This is a genomic window from Microbacterium azadirachtae, assembly GCF_000956545.1.
GTDB lineage: Bacteria > Actinomycetota > Actinomycetes > Actinomycetales > Microbacteriaceae > Microbacterium > Microbacterium azadirachtae.
Genome location: NZ_JYIT01000043.1, coordinates 1 through 17,619, shown reverse-complemented (window position 1 = coordinate 17,619; position 17,619 = coordinate 1). Strand labels below are relative to the sequence as shown.

The 17,619-nt window shown below is 71.9% G+C and carries 14 protein-coding genes and 1 pseudogene; 6 read left to right on the top strand and 9 right to left on the bottom strand.

Going from position 1 to position 17,619, the window contains the following annotated elements; all coding sequences use genetic code 11:
- The 3 genes and pseudogenes from RL72_RS01285 to arr all read left to right on the top strand — a co-directional run.
- Window positions 1-1,336, top strand: a pseudogene (locus RL72_RS01285) (hypothetical protein); the annotation flags it as partial.
- A 111-nt stretch (window positions 1,337-1,447) separates the two neighbouring features.
- A complete protein-coding gene (locus RL72_RS01280; RefSeq protein WP_045248988.1) occupies window positions 1,448-2,779 on the top strand; it encodes a glutamyl-tRNA reductase in 1,332 nt (443 codons plus the stop codon).
- A gap of 34 nt (window positions 2,780-2,813) precedes the next feature.
- Window positions 2,814-3,224: an NAD(+)--rifampin ADP-ribosyltransferase gene (gene arr / locus RL72_RS01275; RefSeq protein WP_045248987.1), complete on the top strand. Its 411-nt coding sequence runs from the start codon at window positions 2,814-2,816 to the stop codon at window positions 3,222-3,224.
- A gap of 52 nt (window positions 3,225-3,276) precedes the next feature.
- On the opposite strand, the gene RL72_RS01270 is transcribed toward arr, so the two are convergent.
- Genes RL72_RS01270 through RL72_RS01260 form a run of 3 tightly spaced genes read right to left on the bottom strand, consistent with a single transcriptional unit; the run spans window position 3,277 to window position 5,328 of the window.
- Window positions 3,277-3,966 (bottom strand): aspartate/glutamate racemase family protein, encoded by a 690-nt coding sequence (locus tag RL72_RS01270; RefSeq protein WP_045248986.1) that lies wholly within the window; start codon window positions 3,964-3,966, stop codon window positions 3,277-3,279.
- A gap of 4 nt (window positions 3,967-3,970) precedes the next feature.
- The gene (locus RL72_RS01265) at window positions 3,971-4,861 is read right to left on the bottom strand and encodes a metalloregulator ArsR/SmtB family transcription factor (protein WP_082071918.1); all 891 of its coding nucleotides are present in this window, start codon (window positions 4,859-4,861) and stop codon (window positions 3,971-3,973) included.
- Complete coding sequence (locus RL72_RS01260) at window positions 4,858-5,328, bottom strand: SRPBCC family protein (protein ID WP_052674106.1); 471 nt, start codon at window positions 5,326-5,328, stop codon at window positions 4,858-4,860. The genes RL72_RS01265 and RL72_RS01260 overlap by 4 nt, the downstream gene beginning before the upstream one ends.
- Before the next feature lie 80 nt (window positions 5,329-5,408).
- Here RL72_RS01260 and RL72_RS01255 point away from each other — a divergent pair, with 80 nt between their 5' ends.
- Window positions 5,409-5,981 carry an HhH-GPD-type base excision DNA repair protein gene (locus tag RL72_RS01255; protein ID WP_045248984.1) on the top strand — a complete coding sequence of 191 codons (573 nt, stop codon included), beginning with the start codon at window positions 5,409-5,411 and terminating at the stop codon, window positions 5,979-5,981.
- A gap of 4 nt (window positions 5,982-5,985) precedes the next feature.
- Here the strand turns inward: RL72_RS01255 and RL72_RS01250 are convergent, their stop codons facing one another.
- On the bottom strand, window positions 5,986-7,275 hold the full coding sequence (locus tag RL72_RS01250) for an alpha-L-fucosidase (RefSeq protein ID WP_248700327.1): 1,290 nt from the start codon (window positions 7,273-7,275) through the stop codon (window positions 5,986-5,988).
- 101 nt (window positions 7,276-7,376) lie between these two features.
- Here RL72_RS01250 and RL72_RS01245 point away from each other — a divergent pair, with 101 nt between their 5' ends.
- Window positions 7,377-7,913 (top strand): hypothetical protein, encoded by a 537-nt coding sequence (locus RL72_RS01245; RefSeq protein ID WP_045248983.1) that lies wholly within the window; start codon window positions 7,377-7,379, stop codon window positions 7,911-7,913.
- On the opposite strand, the gene RL72_RS01240 is transcribed toward RL72_RS01245, so the two are convergent.
- Genes RL72_RS01240 through RL72_RS01220 form a run of 5 tightly spaced genes read right to left on the bottom strand, consistent with a single transcriptional unit; the run spans window position 7,910 to window position 16,001 of the window.
- Entirely contained in the window at window positions 7,910-9,457 is a 1,548-nt protein-coding gene (locus RL72_RS01240; RefSeq protein WP_082071916.1) for a family 20 glycosylhydrolase, read from the bottom strand. The two genes, RL72_RS01245 and RL72_RS01240, sit on opposite strands and share 4 nt — an antisense overlap.
- Entirely contained in the window at window positions 9,454-12,813 is a 3,360-nt protein-coding gene (locus RL72_RS01235) for a GH92 family glycosyl hydrolase (protein WP_045248982.1), read from the bottom strand. The genes RL72_RS01240 and RL72_RS01235 overlap by 4 nt, the downstream gene beginning before the upstream one ends.
- Window positions 12,810-13,751 (bottom strand): carbohydrate ABC transporter permease, encoded by a 942-nt coding sequence (locus tag RL72_RS01230; RefSeq protein ID WP_082071915.1) that lies wholly within the window; start codon window positions 13,749-13,751, stop codon window positions 12,810-12,812. The genes RL72_RS01235 and RL72_RS01230 overlap by 4 nt, the downstream gene beginning before the upstream one ends.
- Window positions 13,748-14,716, bottom strand: a complete 969-nt coding sequence (locus tag RL72_RS01225; RefSeq protein WP_309599111.1) for a carbohydrate ABC transporter permease — start codon at window positions 14,714-14,716, stop codon at window positions 13,748-13,750. The genes RL72_RS01230 and RL72_RS01225 overlap by 4 nt, the downstream gene beginning before the upstream one ends.
- The gene (locus tag RL72_RS01220; RefSeq protein ID WP_045248981.1) at window positions 14,694-16,001 is read right to left on the bottom strand and encodes an extracellular solute-binding protein; all 1,308 of its coding nucleotides are present in this window, start codon (window positions 15,999-16,001) and stop codon (window positions 14,694-14,696) included. Before RL72_RS01220 ends, RL72_RS01225 begins: the two co-directional genes overlap by 23 nt.
- Before the next feature lie 174 nt (window positions 16,002-16,175).
- On the opposite strand from RL72_RS01220, the gene RL72_RS01215 reads away from it, so the two are divergent.
- The gene (locus tag RL72_RS01215; RefSeq protein WP_045248980.1) at window positions 16,176-17,603 is read left to right on the top strand and encodes a sulfatase family protein; all 1,428 of its coding nucleotides are present in this window, start codon (window positions 16,176-16,178) and stop codon (window positions 17,601-17,603) included.
- The last annotated feature ends 16 nt before the right edge of the window (window positions 17,604-17,619 follow it).

Sequence of the window (17,619 nt, the reverse complement as noted above, 5' to 3'; positions counted from 1 at the left end):
GCGTCCGACGGCCCGCGCCGCGGCGCGCCCTCCGATGTCCCGCCGCCGGCGCGGCTGGCTGTGGGCCGTCGCCGTCGTCGCGGCGGTCGCGGTCACGATCGGGGGCGCATCGATCACCGGAGTCGCCGTGCTCACGGCGATCGCGCAGGGCTCCCCGTACGGTTCGGAGGCCACCGGGGACGGCTCCTCGACGGGCGCCGACGCGTGGGAGGACGACGTGACCACGCGGCTGAGCACCGCGATGCAGCAGAACGACCGCGCGGCGTTCGTCGCAGCGGGCGACGGGCGCGTCGCGCAGCATCTGGCGGCGATCTGGGACGAGACCAAGAAGCTGGGCTGGACGCTCGGCGTGGCCGAGTCGACGGACGCGACCGGATCCGTGCAGCTCGCGTTCAACATGCAGCTCGGCGGCTTCCACGCGGTCGCCGCCGACGACGGGACCGGCCTCGGCGGGGAGCTGCTGGCGACCTTCGTGTACGACGCGACGATCACGGGCACGGGTCCGCACTCGAAGCTCACGACGCTGGACGCGGTGGCGGACATGCCCTGGGATCGCGGCGAGCAGATCGCGGTCGCACGCGGGGAGCACGTCGCGTTGTTCGCCGACGCCGACGAGGCCGCCCTCGCCGAGGACCGCATCCCCGAGGCCGAGGCCGCGGCGGAGGACGTGCTCGCGCGTCCCGAGTGGGCGGGATCCACGGCGCGGCTCGACGGCTTCGTGACCTACGTGACCGAGGACGACCAGGACTTCCATGCGGCGTACGGCCCGGACATGGCCGACGGCGTCGCGGGATTCTGCCTGTTCGACTACCGGCCGACCCGGTGGACCGCGGAACAGGTGCCCGGCCTCGCCAGCGGCCCCTACCCGGGCGGCGGGCTCGCGGTCCTGGGGCCGGACGGGCTGCTCGATGAGGACGGCTACGTCTTCGCGCACGAGTTCGCTCACTATCTGCAGAACGCGTACGCGCCGGCACCGCTCACCGCCGACGGCGCGAAGGGCGACGACCGCGCCTTCTCCGAGGGCTACGCGGAGGCGGTGGCGGCCGACTACGCCGACGCCTCGGCCGAGCTCTTCACGACCCGCGAGGTGCGGCGCACGGTGCTCGACGGGGACGTGGCGGACGCGGTCTCCGCGGCGGCGTTCGACGACTCCGCCCGCGTCGACACGGCCTATCTGACGGCCGGATCGTACTTCTACTTCCTCGACCAGCAGCACGCCGACTACCGCGCCCTGCTGACGACGGACGGCTCGACCCCGTTCGTCACGGAGGTCGACGCGGTCATGCCGCCCGGGCTCCGCATCGCGGACTGGCAGACCTGGATGGCGTCGCAGTAGCGACGACCGACAGGATCCCCGCCGGCCGTGTGCGGGATCCGGATGAGGCTCCGCTCCTCGGATGATCGGGCATCCAGCATCCGCAAAGGGCTCAGCGCGTAAACTCTCAGGGTGCTGCTCTGCGTCACGGCCAATCACAAGACGGCCCCCTTCGACCTCCTCGAACGACTCAGTCGCACCCCGGATGACCTGGCGGGATCCCTCTCCGAAGGATCCCGGGGCGCCGTCGTGCTGGCGACCTGCAACCGCTTCGAGGCCTATGTCGACGTCGACGGCGCGGCGGACGAGCACGACGTCGAGCGGATCCTGAGCACGGTGTCGGAGCGCAGCGGGATCCCCGCGGACACGCTCACCGCATCGTCCTCCGTGCACTCCGGCCCCCGGGTCGTCGAGCATCTCTTCTCGGTGGCGTCCGGGCTCGAGTCGGTCGTGTCGGGCGAGGGCGAGATCGCCGGACAGGTGCGCCGCGCGCTGACCTCCGCGCGCAAGCACGGCACCACCTCCCCCGAGCTGGAGCGGCTGTTCCAGCGCGCGAGCGAGGCGCAGCGCAAGGTCAAGAACGACACCGCCCTCGGCCGCGCCGGCCGATCGCTGGTGCGCCTGGCCCTCGAGCTGGCGGACAGCCGCATCGCCGACTGGAGCGCCGCCCGGGTGCTGCTCGTCGGCACCGGCGCCTACGCCGCCGTGACCCTGGCGACGCTGCGCGAGCGCGGAGCGCACGACATCAGCGTGCACTCCCCCTCGGGCCGCGGCGCCGCGTTCGCCGCGAAGCACGGCATCCGCGCCCTGCCCAAGGCCGAGTACGCGCGCGCCGCCGCGCACGCCACGATCATCATCACCTGCACGAGCGCGGAGCAGCCCGTGCTCGACGCCGCGATCCTGCGGCAGGGCCGCGGTCCGGCGCTCGCCGCGCTGCCCACGCCGGATGCCGCGGTGGACTGCCCCGTCCCCGGCCACGGCTTCTCGGCCGGCGCGACGCCGTCGCAGCTGATCGTCGATCTCGGCATGCCCCGCAACGTCTCCCCCGACGTCGCCGAGGTCCCCGGCGTCGCCCTGCTCGATCTCGAGACCATCCGTCTGCACGCGCCGCTCGAGGAGCTGCAGGCCACCGACGCCGCACGATCGATCGTGCGCGCGGCCGCCGCGACCTTCCACGAGGTCGGCGCCCGCGAGAGCGTCACTCCGGCGGTCGTCGCCCTCCGCGGGCACATCTTCGATCTGCTCGAGGCGGAGATCGAGCGCGCGCGGCGGCGCGGCGACGACGGCGGGCAGGTCGAGCAGGCGATGCGCCACCTCGCCGGCGTGCTGCTGCACACCCCGACGAGCCGCGCGCACGAGCTCGCCGCGCAGGGCCGCGGCTCCGAGTTCATCGCCGCGGTCGAGACCCTCTACGGCCTGACCGCCGCACCCGCCGCCGAGCAGGACGACGCCGCCACGGCCTGAGCCGCCCGGCCCTCACCGCGGTTAGCCTGGGACGGTGAGCGACGTGACAGACGAAGGACCGTTCTTCCACGGCACCAAGGCGGATCTGCGACCGGGCGACCTCCTGACGGCGGGTTTCCGCTCGAACTACCGGCCCGAGATCGTGATGAACCACATCTACTTCACCGCGCTGCGCGACGGCGCCGGCCTCGCGGCGGAGCTGGCCGCGGGCGATGCAGCGCCCCGCGTGTACCTGGTCGAGCCGACCGGGCCGTTCGAGGACGATCCGAACGTCACCGACAAGAAGTTCCCCGGCAATCCGACGCGTTCGTACCGCAGCACCGAGCCGCTGCGCGTGGTCGCCGAGGTCGACGACTGGACGCGGCTGACGCCGGAGGCGCTGCAGGAGTGGCGCGATCGCCTCGCCGCCGTCCTCGAAGACGAGCGCGGCGAGATCATCAACTGACCGCGACGATCAGCACCGCGACGGGTGCTCCGCCGGGGCGCCGCGCGCGTGCTCAGAGACCCGCGGCTCTCAGAGCGGCCGCGACGTGCAGCGCGGTCGTGGGGAACACCGGCACCGGTGCATCCTCCTGTGCGATGAGGAGCTCGATCTCGGTGCACCCGAGGATGATGCCCTCGGCGCCCGCGTCGACCAGCCTCGCGATGACGTCGCGGTACTTCTGGCGCGACTCCTCGGTGACGACGCCCTGCACGAGCTCGTCGTAGATGACGCCGTGCACGGTCGCCCGGTCCTCCGCGTCGGGGATCAGCGTGGTGATCCCGTGCACGGCGAGGCGGTCGCGATAGAAGGCCTGCTCCATCGTGAACGCCGTTCCGAGCAGGCCGACCGTCCGCAGCCGCGCGGCGCGGATCGCTTCCGCCGTCGTGTCCGCGATGTGCAGGAACGGCACGCTGATCGCGTCGGTGATCCGATCGGCGACCAGGTGCATCGTGTTCGTGCACAGGACCACGAGCCCCGCACCGGCGGCCTCGAGGCCTTTCGCGTGGGCGGCCAGAACGGCTCCCGCGGCCTCCCAGTCTCCGGCAGCCTGCATCGCTTCGATGTCGGCGAAGTCCAGCGAGTCCAGCAGGATCGGAGCAGAGTGGAAGCCGCCGAGCTCCGCCCTCACCATTTCGTTGGCGAGCCGATACCAGTCCAGCGATGATTCCCAGCTCATGCCTCCGAGGACGCCGATCGTCTGCATGCCTTCACGCTACTGGCGGATCCGAGGACACGTCGCCTCCGGATCCGTCCTCGGATCCGCCGTCGAGGTACGCCGTGAGCGCCTCCAGCAGCTGGGTCCATCCCGGCTCGAGGCCCGCGATGGCCTCTGCGGCGCCCTCCCGGACGCCCGTCGCCTCGATGCGCAGTGCGACGACGGTCTCCGCGTCCGTGCCGGTCAGCTCGACCGTGTGCACGGCGTCGAACAGCGCCTCCCCGTCCTCGTCGACCGGGGCGAGCGCGAACACCAGGCGCCGGCCGCGGTCGGCCTCGAGCACGCGGCCGGCCGAACGGTAGACCGCCCCGCCCGGCTCGCCGAGCGCGAAGCGGATGGGCGAGCCCTCCTCCGCGCCGAGGACGAGCTCGTGCACGTCGAAGTGCGGCGGCGCCCACCACCGGCCCGCGATCCGCGGGTCCGTCCAGGCACGCCACACCGCCTCCGCGGGGGCCGCGACGACGGCGCGGAGCGATACGACGCGGGAGCGGCCCGGCTCCCCCGCCTCGCGGGCGATCGCCTGCTCGTACGCCTGCAGCGCGTCGGCATCGGGATCCGGCTGTGCCCACCCGCCGAGGTGCGCGGCGAGCGCCGCGAACGCGGGACGGTCCAGACTCGCCACCCGGCGACGCCCCAGCTTGTGGACGCGGATCAGCCCGGCCGCCTCGAGCGCCTGGAGGTGCTTGGTGGTCTGCGGCTGCAGCGCGCCGATGGCATCGGCGACGCCGCCGACGGTGCTCGCGCTCTCTGCGAGCACCTCGAGGATCCGGTACCTGGTCGGCTCGCCCATCGCTGCGAACGCGCGCTGCGGGGCGGGGGATCCGGCTCCGGGAGTGTCGTCCGCCCCGGCCCCGGGCACGGGCGACGACGACGCCGCGGTCATTCGGCGGCGACGAGGGCGGCGAGGTTGTCGAGCTCGTTCGCCCGGCCCGCGAGCAGACGCTGCGTCCAGACCTCGTCGTGCAGGGGCTCCACGCGCATGACGACCCGCGTGCCGCCGTCGTCGGCCGGGTGCAGCTCGACCTCGGTGAGCTGCTCGTACTCGTCGTGGCCGGGCACGAAGTCGATGATCGAGGCATAGGCGAGCCGCGTGGGCTCCTCGATCTCGGTGAAGCGCTTGCGCGACGCCGTCGAGAGCGGCATCCCGTTCTGCTCCATGAAGGCCACCTGCTCCGGGGCGACCGCCGTCATCGTGTACTCGAGCGCGCCGCCGGGGCGCAGGTCGAGGGCGGTTACGTCGGTGCGGAAGCCGTCTGGTGCCCACCAGCGCGAGATGCCCTCGGGGGTGGTCCAGAGCTCCCAGATGCGCTGAGGGGTGGCGGGGACGGTGCGTTCGATGATCTCGTTCATGAGTTCATAATGCATTCGTCTAGACGAATATGTCAAGGGTTTTCTCGTTCCGGATCCGCGCGCGGTGCGAGACTGGATCCATGGCCCTTCACATCACCGGAGACACCGCCGCCGACACCCTGCTCACCGACAACCCGCTCGCACTGCTCGTGGGCATGCTGCTGGATCAGCAGGTCGCGATGGAGACGGCCTTCGCCGGTCCGCTCAAGATCGAGCAGCGCACCGGCGCGGCCGATGCCGCGACGATCGCGTCCTACGACCCGGAGGAGTTCCTCGCGGCGTTCCGGCAGACGCCGTCGGTGCACCGCTTCCCCGGCTCCATGGCGGCGCGCGTGCAGACGCTCTGCCAGAAGCTCGTCGACGACTGGGACGGCGATGCGGCCGCCCTGTGGACCCGGGGCGATCCGGACGGCGCCGAGGTGCTGCGGCGCCTCAAGACCCTCCCCGGCTTCGGCGAGCAGAAGGCGAAGATCTTCCTCGCGCTCCTCGGCAAGCAGTACGGCTTCACCGGCGAGGGCTGGCGCGAGGCCTCGGCACCGTACGGCGAGGACGGATCCTTCCGGTCGGTCGCCGACATCGTCTCGCCGGAGTCGCTCGCGAAGGTCCGCGAGCACAAGCGCGCCATGAAGGCCGCCGCCAGAGCGACGGCCTGAGCGCTCACATCATGACCATGTCGCCGTCGTGGGCGCGGTACTCCTCGGTCGCCGGGATCACCGGCTCCGACTCGGTGCCGGTGCGATAGCCGCGCACGGCCGCGAGCACAGGCTCCGCCCCCTCCAGCTCGATCTCGACCCCCCGCATGGTGCGGCCGGGGAAGGCGTGCAGCCGGCGTACGCCCACCGTGCCCCCGGCGCAGACCTGGACGCCGTCGTCGAGCACACGATGGCCCGAGATCCGCTGCCCCTCCTCGAGCGCCTCCTCGAGCTCGAGATGGTCGATCTCGACGGCCCCGCCGAAGTCGGCGCGCCAGCGGCCTCCGCCGAGCGGCACGAGCACCGCCTCGAGGGGCGTGCCGAAGCGGCGCTCCCGCTCGGCCGCGTACTCGGCGAGCCGGGCGAGGTCCGCCGGATCGATGAGACCGTCGCGGTTCGGGGGCACGTTCAGCAGCAGGTTGGCGCCGAGGCCGAGCGAGCGGTAGTGGATGCCGAGCAGGTGCTCGAGGCTCTTCGGCTCGTCGCCGGGCTGCCAGAACCAGCCGTGCCGCAGCGAGACGTCGCACTCCGGCGGCAGGTAGCGTGCCTCGCCGAAGCCGAGCACGGCGTCGGTGTGCACGTCGTTCGGCGTCACGTCGACGACGTACTCCACCGGGTCGGCGGCGAGGCCGTCCTCGTTGCCGACCCACCGGATGTCGGGGTCGCCCATGTTGAAGATCACGGCATCGGGCTGGTGCCGGCGGACGATGCTTCTGATCCGCTCCCAGTCGTAGACGCGACCGGCGGATCCCGCACCGTCGAACCACACCTCGACGAGGTCGCCGTACTGCGTGACAAGCTCGGTGAGCTGAGCGCAGTAGACGTCGTCATAGGCCTGCGGATCCGGATAGCGCGGGTCGTGGCGGTCCCAGGGCGAGAGATACAGGCCGAGTCCCATCCCGCTCTCGGCGCAGGCGTCGGCCAGCTCGCGGACCACGTCGCCATGCCCGCCCCGCCACGGGCTGGAGGCGACCGAGTACTCGGTCGTCGCCGTCGGCCAGAGGCAGAAGCCGTCGTGGTGCTTCGCGGTGAGCACCACGTACGCCGCGCCCGCGGTGCGCGCCGCAGCCACCCACTGCCGGGCGTCCAGCCGCGCCGGGTCGAATCCGGAGGCGGGCAGGGTGCCGTCGCTCCACTCGACCCCGAAGAACGTGTTGAGCCCGAAGTGCAGGAACACGCCCGTGCCGGCGCGCTGCCACCGCAGCTGGGCGGGCGTGGGGCGCAGCGCCGCGGTCTGCGCGGAGATGGTGGTCACGAGCGTTCAGCCTAGGGCGTGGCGCGACCTTCGGCGAGAACGGGATCCGCGCGTAATAGACCGCTCGTCCCGGCGTCTCGCCAAGGGAAGGAGTCCCGGTCATGAGCACCTTGTCGCAGCACGACACGCGACCGTCGCCGCCGGCGCGTGACGCGGCGCAGGCCCGCGCCTCCCACCGTCGGCGCGGGTTCGTCCAGGCCGTGCTGAGCGCCCTGAGCGCCTGGCATCCGCACGATGCCCTCGTGCTCGGCAGCGCGGTGGACAGGGCGGCGTTCGGCGCCGTGGCGGAGGACATCACCGCCGCGGTCTCCCCCGAGGTGCTGTGCGCGCTCCACGCGCGCCGGCCGATCATCGTCCCCGGCGAGAGCCGTTTCGGCGGAGTGCTCTATCTCGTGCAAGGCGGCGCCGGATCCCCCGAGGGACGACGCGAATCGCTGACGGCGGTCCTGATCAGCCTCGGCGAATCCGACCACGTCGACCTGGACGTGTGCGATCTCACCGCCGGCCTGCGACTGCTGCGACGGCGAGGGGTGGGCCTCGCCGAGCTTCCGCAGCTCCTGCTCTCCCTGGCGCACGACGGGCGCGCCCCCGCAGGACGGATCGTCGAGACCGGGTCGGCCGACGCCGACGCGGCCTAGGCGCGGACCCCCTCCGCGCAGCGCGCGGTCGGCGGGGCTGCGCCGATCGCCGTGTCGACCGCGGCGAACTCCTCCAGAGACAGGGCGGATCCGGCGTTCCACGCCCGCTCGGCCATCGCCCGCAGCGGGGCGCGGATCCCTTCCGCGACCTCGGCGGGCGTCTGCGCGTCTGGCCGGTCGGACCACACGGCGAAGGAGACGCCGAGCAGCAGCGCGGGATAGGGACGGACGAGCTCCTGCCGCACCGCGCCCTGTCCGCCCGGACCCCACTGCGCCGGGAACAGGCCCGGGTGCCAGTCGGCCGCCCAGATCCGCTCGGCGGTCGGATAGCGGTAGCCCGCGTTCTCGCCGAGCACGTAGTAAAACAGCGCGTCGTTGACGTTGACGACCCGGTGCCCCGCGGCGAGCGCATCCGCGACGGGTCGCATCCCGGCGTTCCAGTTCGTCCACCAGGTCAGCACCACCTCGGGATCCAGGTGCTCCGCGGCACTGCGCAGCAGGCCGTCGTTCCACGCGCGCGCCTGAAGGCCGTGCGCGCGCACATGGGCGGCGACGCGGTTCACGAAGGCGGTGAGCAGGTCGAATCCGGTGCCGTCCGGGCCGTACCGCTCCCGCGCCGCCGTCGCCAGTGCGGGGAACTCCGCCATGCGATCGAAGTCGACGAACTCGTCGCCGCCGAGGTTCCACCGGGAGCTGTGCGGGAAGACCGGGATCAGGTCGTCGATCAGCGCCAGGGCGAACCGGATCGGATCCTCGCGGGTGATGTCCAGCGCATGATCGGTCGCGAGTCCGGGCGCCTCGGGCAGCCGGAGTCCGGGGTGAGCGGCGAGCGTGTGCCGGAGGTGGCCGGGCATGTCCAGCGACGGGACGAGCTCGATGTGCAGATCGCGTGCGGTCGCGACGACCTCCGCGGCCTCGGCGCGCGTGATGTGCTCGGCGGAGACGATCTCCGGGAAGGCGGCGGACTCGATGCGGAAACCCTCGTTCTCGGAGAAGTGCCATTGGACGACGTTGATCCCGACGTCGGCCGCGGCCCGCAGCTGCGCGACGATCCACTCCGCGGGATAGTGCTTGCGTCCCGTGTCCAGATGCAGACCGCGCTCAGCCACGGCGGGCGCGGAGACCACGGTTCCGCGGGGCACCGCACCCTGTGCGCGCAGGTTGTGCAGAAGCTGCCGGGTCGCGCGGAACGCCCCCGCCGGAGACGCGGCGGTGACGGTCACGTCGTCGGCGATCCGGATCCGGAAGGACTCGTCGGGGAGGGCCTCGCCCTCCGCGCCCGCCGCCGCGACCGCGGACGGGGACGGGGCCGGCTCCGTGGCCGGCGGCAGGGTGAGGCGCAGCGTCGGATCCGCCGCGGAGCGGGCAGGCTCGATGCCGGCCGCCGCCAGCTCCGCCTCGATGCGCTCCGCCTCTCGCCGCAGCGCCGTCGCGTCGGCCACGACCCGCACGCGCTGCGGCGCCCACACCCCGCCCGATGGACGGAACGACGAGGGCTGCGGGATCGCCCGCCAGCCCCCGTCGCTCCGCCCGGGATGGGTCACGGGTGCGCGGCCGTGTCCCGGAAGTCGGCCGCGGGGTCTCCGAGGTCGAACAGCTCGATCTGCCGCAGCACGGCCGGCGCCGTCGCGCGCACGCGCAGCAGGGCGGTCGTCACGGGCGCGGCGAACGTGAAGGGCACGGTGCGGTCGGCGGGAAGGTCCTCACGGTGGGTGGTCGAGACCGGGATCCAGGTCTCGCCGTCGGCGCTGTGCTCCCACGCCAGTGCCTCGGCGGAGGTGTGCGCGACCGCGGTGAGCGTGACGTCGGTGATCGTCGTCGGCGCGGAGAAGCGCCACCCCGCGACCTCGCCCTCCGCGAGCGGGACCGCGGCGTCGTCGCCGTCCGCGAACAGCGCGACGACCGCGTCCGCCCCGAGCGGGACGCCCGGCGATCCGGCGCGCTCCGCCCCGGGCACCACGACCGGCCCCGTGAGGTCGGCGCGCCATCCCGGCGCGACGGACGTGTCCTCGCCGGCGCTGTGCGCGTCCGTGCCGGCGTCCGGCTCGGCGGGCGCCCACAGCGGCGAGGCCGCGACACGGCCGGGATCGGCGGTGAGGACGAGGTCGAGAACCGCGTCCGCGCTGTGATCCAGCACACGCACGTCGAGCAGGGGCCGCTCCAGGGGAACGCCGTCGAGGCGGGCTTCGGCGAGGTGCGTCGCGTCGGGGCTCTCCCTCCGCGTGCGGATCCGCAGCGTACGACCGTCCGTCCGCCGCACCGTCACGTCGTCGAGCAGGGGCGCCCCGATGCGGAGCGCCCCGGCGCCGAGCTCGAGCGGGTAGAGGCCGAGCGCGGCCCACAGCCACCAGGCGCTCATCTCACCGTTGTCCTCGTCGCCGGGGAAGCCCTGCGCGATCATCGCACCGGTGAAGAGCCGCCGCGCGAGCGCGTGCACCGTCGCACCGGCGCGCCACGGCTCGTCGCCGAAGACGTGCATCCACGGGATGTGGTGCGCGGGCTGGTTGGAGATCGCGCACATCCCGGAGCGCAGCGCCCTGGCCTCGCGCTGCTCGTGGATCACCGTGCCGTAGGTGCCGCCGAAGGCGGGATCCGCGGTCTCCGGCTCGGCGAACAGCCGATCAAGATGCGCGCGCAGACCGGCCGGTCCGCCGTGCAGCGCGGCGAGCCCGGCGCCGTCGTGGACCGCGCCGACCGACATGCCCCACGCGTTCGTCTCGACGTTATCGCCGCCCCAGATCCGCGGGTCGAACGCGTCGGAGAAGGATCCCTCCTCGTCACGGCCGCGGAAGAAACCGGTCTCGGCATCGAAGAGCGAGCGGTGGGCCAGGGCGCGATTGCGGAACGAGCGCGAGAAGGCCCGGTACCGTGCCCGGGCGGGCGGACGGGCGTCGGGATCCGCGGCGAGCGCGTCGGCGAGGTGCGCGATGCCCGCGTCGCTGATCGCGTTCTCGATGCTCCAGCTCATGCCTTCGTGCACCGAGGACGGGATCCAGCCGAGGAAGCGTCCCGCCCCGATCCCCTTGCGCCCGACGCGAGGGTCGGCGGACGGCTCGGACGCGTTGCGCCAGGCGCTCTCGAACGCGGCGGCGGCGTCGAACGGGAGCCCGCGGCGGGCGGCGTCGGCGAAGATCTGGTCGCTCGAGGTGCCGACCATGCAGTCGACGTAGCCGGGGGCGCTCCACCGCGCCATCCAGCCGCCGTCCCGCCACTGCCGCAGCAGGCCGTCGAGCATCGCACCGGTGCCGGCCGGATCCAGCATGCCCAGGAGCGGCCAGGCCGTGCGGTAGGTGTCCCAGTACCCGTTGGTGACGTGGGCCTCGCCGTCACGGACCACCGCCCCGGTCTCGGTCTCGCCGTGCGGGGCCGCCGGCGCGGTCGCGTCGGCGTAGCGCGGCACGGGCCGCTCCGTGGTGCCCGTGTTCTCGTCGATGCGGCACGGATACAGGTGCAGGCGGTACAGGGCGGAGGCGATCCGCGCGGCATCCTCCTCGTGCGCGAGCGTGCGGCCCGGATGCGCCTCCGCGGCAAGGGCCGGGATCTGCACCGCGCCGAGCAGCGCGTCCCAGCGCGCCCGCAGGGCGTCGCGGAGCACCTCGAAGGACACGGCGTCGGGCAGCTCGAGCGCGAGGTTCCGCTCGGCCTGGGCGACCGACAGGTACGACAGCGCGATGCGCACCTCGATCGCGCCGCGGCCGGCGACGTACCCGGCCACCCGCTCGCGCCCCGCGGCCGAGAGCGCTCCGTAGGCGATGGGGTGCTGCACGACCCGTCCCGCGAAGTACGTGCGCGGCGGGTTGCCCCAGCCGGGATCGCCCTCGGGCACCCAGCCGGAGAAGGAGACGCCGTCGGCGGCGTACGTGAGCCGTCCCTCGGGCCGGATCTGGTCGAGCACGAATCCGACGGTCTCGCCGGGGTCGTCCGCGAGCGCCCGGAACGCCCCGCCATGATCGGTCGCGGTGACCTCGAGCCGCAGCCCGCCGGTGAGCGCGGCGGTGTACACGTGCGGGCGCGCCCGCTCGGTGCCCGGCAGGATCCCGCGCCGCCGGGCAGTGCGATCGGAGTGCGGCTCGCCGGTGAACGGCATGAGCTGCAGCACTCCGTGGTCGCCGATCCACGGGCTCGGCTGGTGCGAGAACTGCACCGCCTCGAGGCGGCGGATCCCGATCCCGTCCGGGTCCGGGTCGTCGTGCACGAACGGCCGGTACGGCCATCGCGCGTCGCTCGCGTCGGTCGCGGGCGTGAGGAAGCAGAACCCGTGCGGGGCGGCGGTGACCGGGATCGTGTTGCCGCGCGAGAACCGCGAGCCCGCATGGCTGCCGCGACGCGTGTCCACCCGCTCGGCGGGAGACGGATCCGCTCCCTCGTGCGCCGGGGCGTGGTCGACCCGCACCTCGACGAACCCGGTGACCGGCTCGTCCGCTCGCTCCGCCCCGGGTGCGGCGAGGCTCGGCGCGCCCAGCACCACCTCGATCCGTCCCGTCCGCCCGGTGTGGGCGCCGAGGGCGACCGAGTCGGCGTTCCACTGCTCCGGCATCGCCCAGGCGGCGTCGAACTGCGCCTGCGCGTCGAGGGGGAACCCGTACCGGTCGCGCAGCCCCGGGTCGTCCGCGAGGCGGATGCCGTCGTCGAACACGACGTCGACGGCGACGGCGAGCGCGGCGTGCGGGGCGAGCGCCGCCGCGGGGCCGTCGGCGTAGAACGCCCAGTGCAGCACCGTATCGGGCCCGGGCACCACGTCGTCGGGCAGCGGAATCCGCTGCACGCCCTGACCCGGCGCGAACCGGTAGGCGCGGACCGCGCCGCCCAGCACCCCCGCGTGCGGGCGGGAGGACGGCGGATCCTCGGGTCCCCGGGCCGGCTCGAGCACGGCTCCCGACCGCGGCACGGCGTGCGTCATCCCTTGACCGCCCCCTCCTGGACGCCGGAGAAGAAGAACCTCTGCGTCACCGAGAACAGCACGATGATCGGGATGAGGGCGATGATCGTGCCGGCGGCGATGAGCCGCGGATCCGGCGAGAAGTTGCTGTTCAGGTAGGCCATGCCCACCGTCAGCGTGTAGTTGTTCGGATCCGTGATCACCATGAGCGGCCACAGGTAGTCGTCCCAGGCACCGATGAACGTGAAGATCGCGACCACGCTGGTCATGCCCCGCACGTTCGGCCATACGATGTGCCGGATCCGCTGCCAGGTCGTCGCCCCGTCGACCGTGGCGGCGTCGAGCACCTCCGCCGGGATCATCCGGCAGGCGGTCGCGATGAGCAGCACGTTCATGGCGCCGATCGCCCCGGGCAGGATCACCCCCCACAGGGTGTTGGCCAGCCCCAGCCCGTTGACGGTGAGCAGGTTGCTGGTGACGGTGACCTCGCCGGGCAGCAGCATGGTGGAGAACAGGATCCCCAGGGCGATGCGCTTGCCGGGGAACTTCATGCAGGCCAGGGCGTAGCCGCCCATGAGGGCGAACACGACGTTCGTGGCCACCGACACCAGTGCCACGAACAGCGACCGCCAGGCGTACTGGTACACCGGGATGAAGTCGGTCACCTTGCGGTAGTTGTCGACGGTCGGCTGCGCAGGGATGAGGTTCGGCGGGAACGTGTAGAGGCTCTCGCCGGGTCCCTTGAACGACGTGGACAGCTGCCACAGGAACGGGCCGATCACCAGCACGAGCACGACCACGAGCAGCACGTAGCGTCCGATCAGCCCGCCGACGGTCGGCTTGGTGATGTCGCCGGAGCCGCCGGTGCGGAACATCCGCTCCTTCGCCGGCTTGCGTCGCCGGGTCTCCTCCTCGACGATCAGGGCGGTCTCGGGCAGGCCGACATCCGTGGCGCTCATGAGGTCGCCTTCTTCTCGCGGTTCAGCAGGGCGATCACGACGAGCGGGATCAGGGTGAGCAGGAACAGCGCGACCGAGACCGCGGCCGCATAGCCGAGGTTGCCGGTCAGGCCGGATCCCGCCTGGCGGATCAGCATGACGATGGACATGTCGTAGCCGCCCGGGCCGCCGGTGCCGTGCGAGAGCACGTCGAGCTCGGCGAACACCCGCATGGCCGAGACGGCGATCAGCACGGAGATGAGCAGCATCGCGCCCCGCACACCGGGGATGGTCACGTTCACGAAGCGCTGGAACGCGTTCGCACCGTCGAGCATCGCCGCCTCGTGCAGATCCTTGCCCACGTTGCCCAGCGCAGCCAGGTAGACGACCATGTAGTACCCGACCCCCTTCCAGACGGTGAGCAGGATCGCGCAGGCGAGCAGCCACCAGCGGTCGACGAGGAACGCCACGGGCTTGTCGACCACGCCCATGAACTGCAGCGCCTGGTTGATGATCCCCTTGCTGTCGAAGAGCCAGCTCCAGATCAGCGCCACGACGACGACCGAGGCGATCACGGGGAAGTAGAACGTCGTGCGGAACAGCGTGATGCCGGGGATCTTCTTCTCGACGAGCAGGGCCAGCAGCAGGGGCAGGATCGTGAGCAGCGGCACGCACACCACCACGTAGATCACGCAGGTCAGCAGCGCGTAGCGGAACTGCTCGTCGCCGAGGAGCTTGACGTACTGGTCGAAGCCGACGAACTGGGGTTCGCGCAGCGGCCGGGCGTTGGTGAAGCTCAGCACGACCGTGTTCAGGAACGGCCACAGCGAGAACACCAGCACCCACAGCACGGCGGGTCCGACCAGCAGCCAGGGCGTGAACCAGCGATGGGAGCGGATCGGGCCCCGCTTCGGGGAGCCGGTGCGCGCGGCGCCGGCTCCCTTCCGCGAGAGGGTGATCCTGTTATTTGTCGATGCGGTTGTCATTCGCGTTCTTCACGATCTTGTCGAGCGCGTCCTTCGCCGGGATGTCACCGCGCACGGCGAGCGCCATCTGCTGGTTCAGGTAGTCGGTCATCGCACCGGTCCACTGGTACGGCGTCGCCTTGGCCTTGGGCAGGGCGTCGAACATGATCTTCATCGCCTCGGCCTGCGCCGCGGGCACGTTGGCGTCGCTCTCGACGGCCTTGACGACCTCGTCGCCGCCGTTCGCCGTGCCCGGCGCGAAGCCGATGGCGAGCTTGGTGAACGCGACCTGGTTCTTCTCGTTCGTGGCGAACTCGGCGAACGCGAGCGCCGCCGCCTTGTTCTTCGAGGTGGACGCGACGTTCAGGCCCTGCACGAACAGGGGCGGCACGCCGGGGCGTGCGGACGCGGCCGTCACGTCGACCAGGTCAGGAGCCTTGGTGCGCAGATCGCCCGCGAAGCCGGATCCGCCGGTCGAGTAAGCGACCTTGCCCTGCAGGTACATCTCGGCGTTGCCCGAGTAGGTGCCGCTCAGCGCCTCGGCCGGCATCGCGCCGGCCTTGTACGCGTCGGCGTACTTCTGCACGATGGCGACCGCCTCGGGGGTGTTGAAGACGAACGCGCCCTTGTCGTCGATCACCGGGATCCCCGCGGAGATGAAGGTGTCCAGGCCCGGCATCGACGAGACGAGCATCACCTTGCCCTGCGAATCCGTCGCCACCTTCTTCGCGAGGTCGAGCCACGCGTCGGTCGTCGTGGGGAGGTTCTCCTTGGTGACGCCGTAGGGCTTGAGCTGATCGAGGTTCCACCACGACTCGTCGCTGCCGATGTACCACGGCAGGCCGTAGGTGCCCTTGATGCCGGTGTAGCTGCTGTACGCCTCCCAGCCGCCCTTGTTGTACTGCGCCTCGAGCTTCGGATCCGCCTCGGCCAGGTCGACCAGCTTTCCTGCGGCGACGAGCGGGTAGCCGATGTCCGGCGGGAGGTTCAGCACGTCGGGCAGGGTGTTCGAGTTCGCCTGGCTCAGGATCTTGTCCTGGTACCCGTCGCCGGGCTGGTCGACCCACTCGACGGTGACCTTGGGGTGCTCCTTCTCGAACGCCGTGATCAGGTCGGTGAAGTAGGGCGAGAACTTCTCGTTCTTGAGCGACCAGGTCTGGAACTTGATCGTGCCGCTCAGCTCGCCGGAGGTGTCGATCGCGCCTCCGCCCCCGCCTGCCGCGCCCCCTGCGCCACCCGTGCACGCCGTCAGAGCGAGTGCGGCGGCCGCGGCGATGCCGACGGCCAGAGTTGCTCGGATTTTCATGGACGTTCTCCTTCGAAGTGGTCCCCGGGATCCGCGCGCCTGCCGGCTCTGGAATCCCATCGCTAAAACGCTATAGTGTGCCTACTATGCCATAACCGCAAGACGCCGTCCAACAATGCCGTCGCGAGATCCCGTGGCCGGCCAAATCCCTTCAGTGGAGCAAGGAGAACCGCGATGGACAGCCCGCGCCGCCCGAACATCGTGTTCGTGCTGACCGACGACCACGCCTCGAACGCGATCGGCTGCTACGGATCGGTGGTGAACACCACCCCGGGCATCGACGCGATCGCGGCGGCCGGGGTGCGCTTCGACCGCGCCCTCGTCGAGAACGCGCTGTGCACGCCGAGCCGCGCCGCCTTCCTCACCGGCACGTACAGCCACACGAGCGAGGTCACGACGCTCACGACGCACCTCGCGAACGACCGCGAGACGTTCATCAGCGCGCTGAAGGCCGCCGGCTACCGCACCGCCATCTTCGGCAAGTGGCACCTGGGGCACGGCCCCGACCACGACCCCGTCGGCTTCGACCACTGGGAGGTGCTGCCGGATCAGGGCGAGTACGTGGATCCGGAGTTCCACACGCCGGACGGGCTCGTGCGCTACGAGGGCTACGTCACCGACATCATCACGGAGCACGCGCTGGCGTGGATGGATGCGCAGGGCGACGAGCCGTACTGCGTGCTCGTGTGGCACAAGGCCCCGCACCGCCCGTGGGAGCCGCATCCGCGGCATGCGGACCTGTTCACGGATCCGATCCCGCTGCCCGCCACCTTCCACGACGACTACGAGGGCCGCGGAACCCCTGCGCACCACGCGACCATGCGGATCGCCGACGATCTGAACGACATCGACCTCAAGCAGGATCCGCCGTCCGAGCTCGGCTACGCGGAGCGGGCGCTCTGGAAGTACCAGCGCTACATGCAGGACTACCTGCGCTGCGTGGCCGCAGTCGACGAGAGCGTCCAGGCGCTCACCGGCTTCCTGCACGAGAGCGGCCGGTTCGACGACACTGTCACGATCTACGCCTCGGACCAGGGCTTCTACCTCGGCGAGCACGGCTGGTTCGACAAGCGCTTCATGTACGAGGAGTCGCTGCGCATGCCGCTCGTGCTCAGCTACCCCGCCCGCGTCGCCCCCGGCAGGAGCACCGACGCCATGGTCTCCAACGTCGACATCGCGCAGACGCTGCTCGACTTCGCGGGGGTCGAGGCTCCCGGCGGCATGCAGGGGCACAGCCTGGTGGAGCTGATGACCGCGGACGCCCCCGTCCCCGTGCGCGATGCGCACTACTACCGCTTCTACGAGCACGACGACCGATCGCACCATGTCTGGGCGCACTACGGCGTGCGCACCGAGCGGTACAAGCTCATCTACTTCTACGCGGACGGAATGGGCCTGCCGAACACGCGCGACACCACCTATCCTCCGGAGTGGGAGCTCTTCGACCTCGAGAAGGATCCGCATGAGCTCACCAGCGTGCACCTCGATCCCGCGTACGCCGACATCCGGCGTGAGCTGACCCTGAAGCTCTGGGATCTCCAGCAGGACCTCGGCGACTCGCCCCACCCGCGCCAGCCCGTCCCGGAAGGACGTACTCGATGACCCCCCGCACTGACTC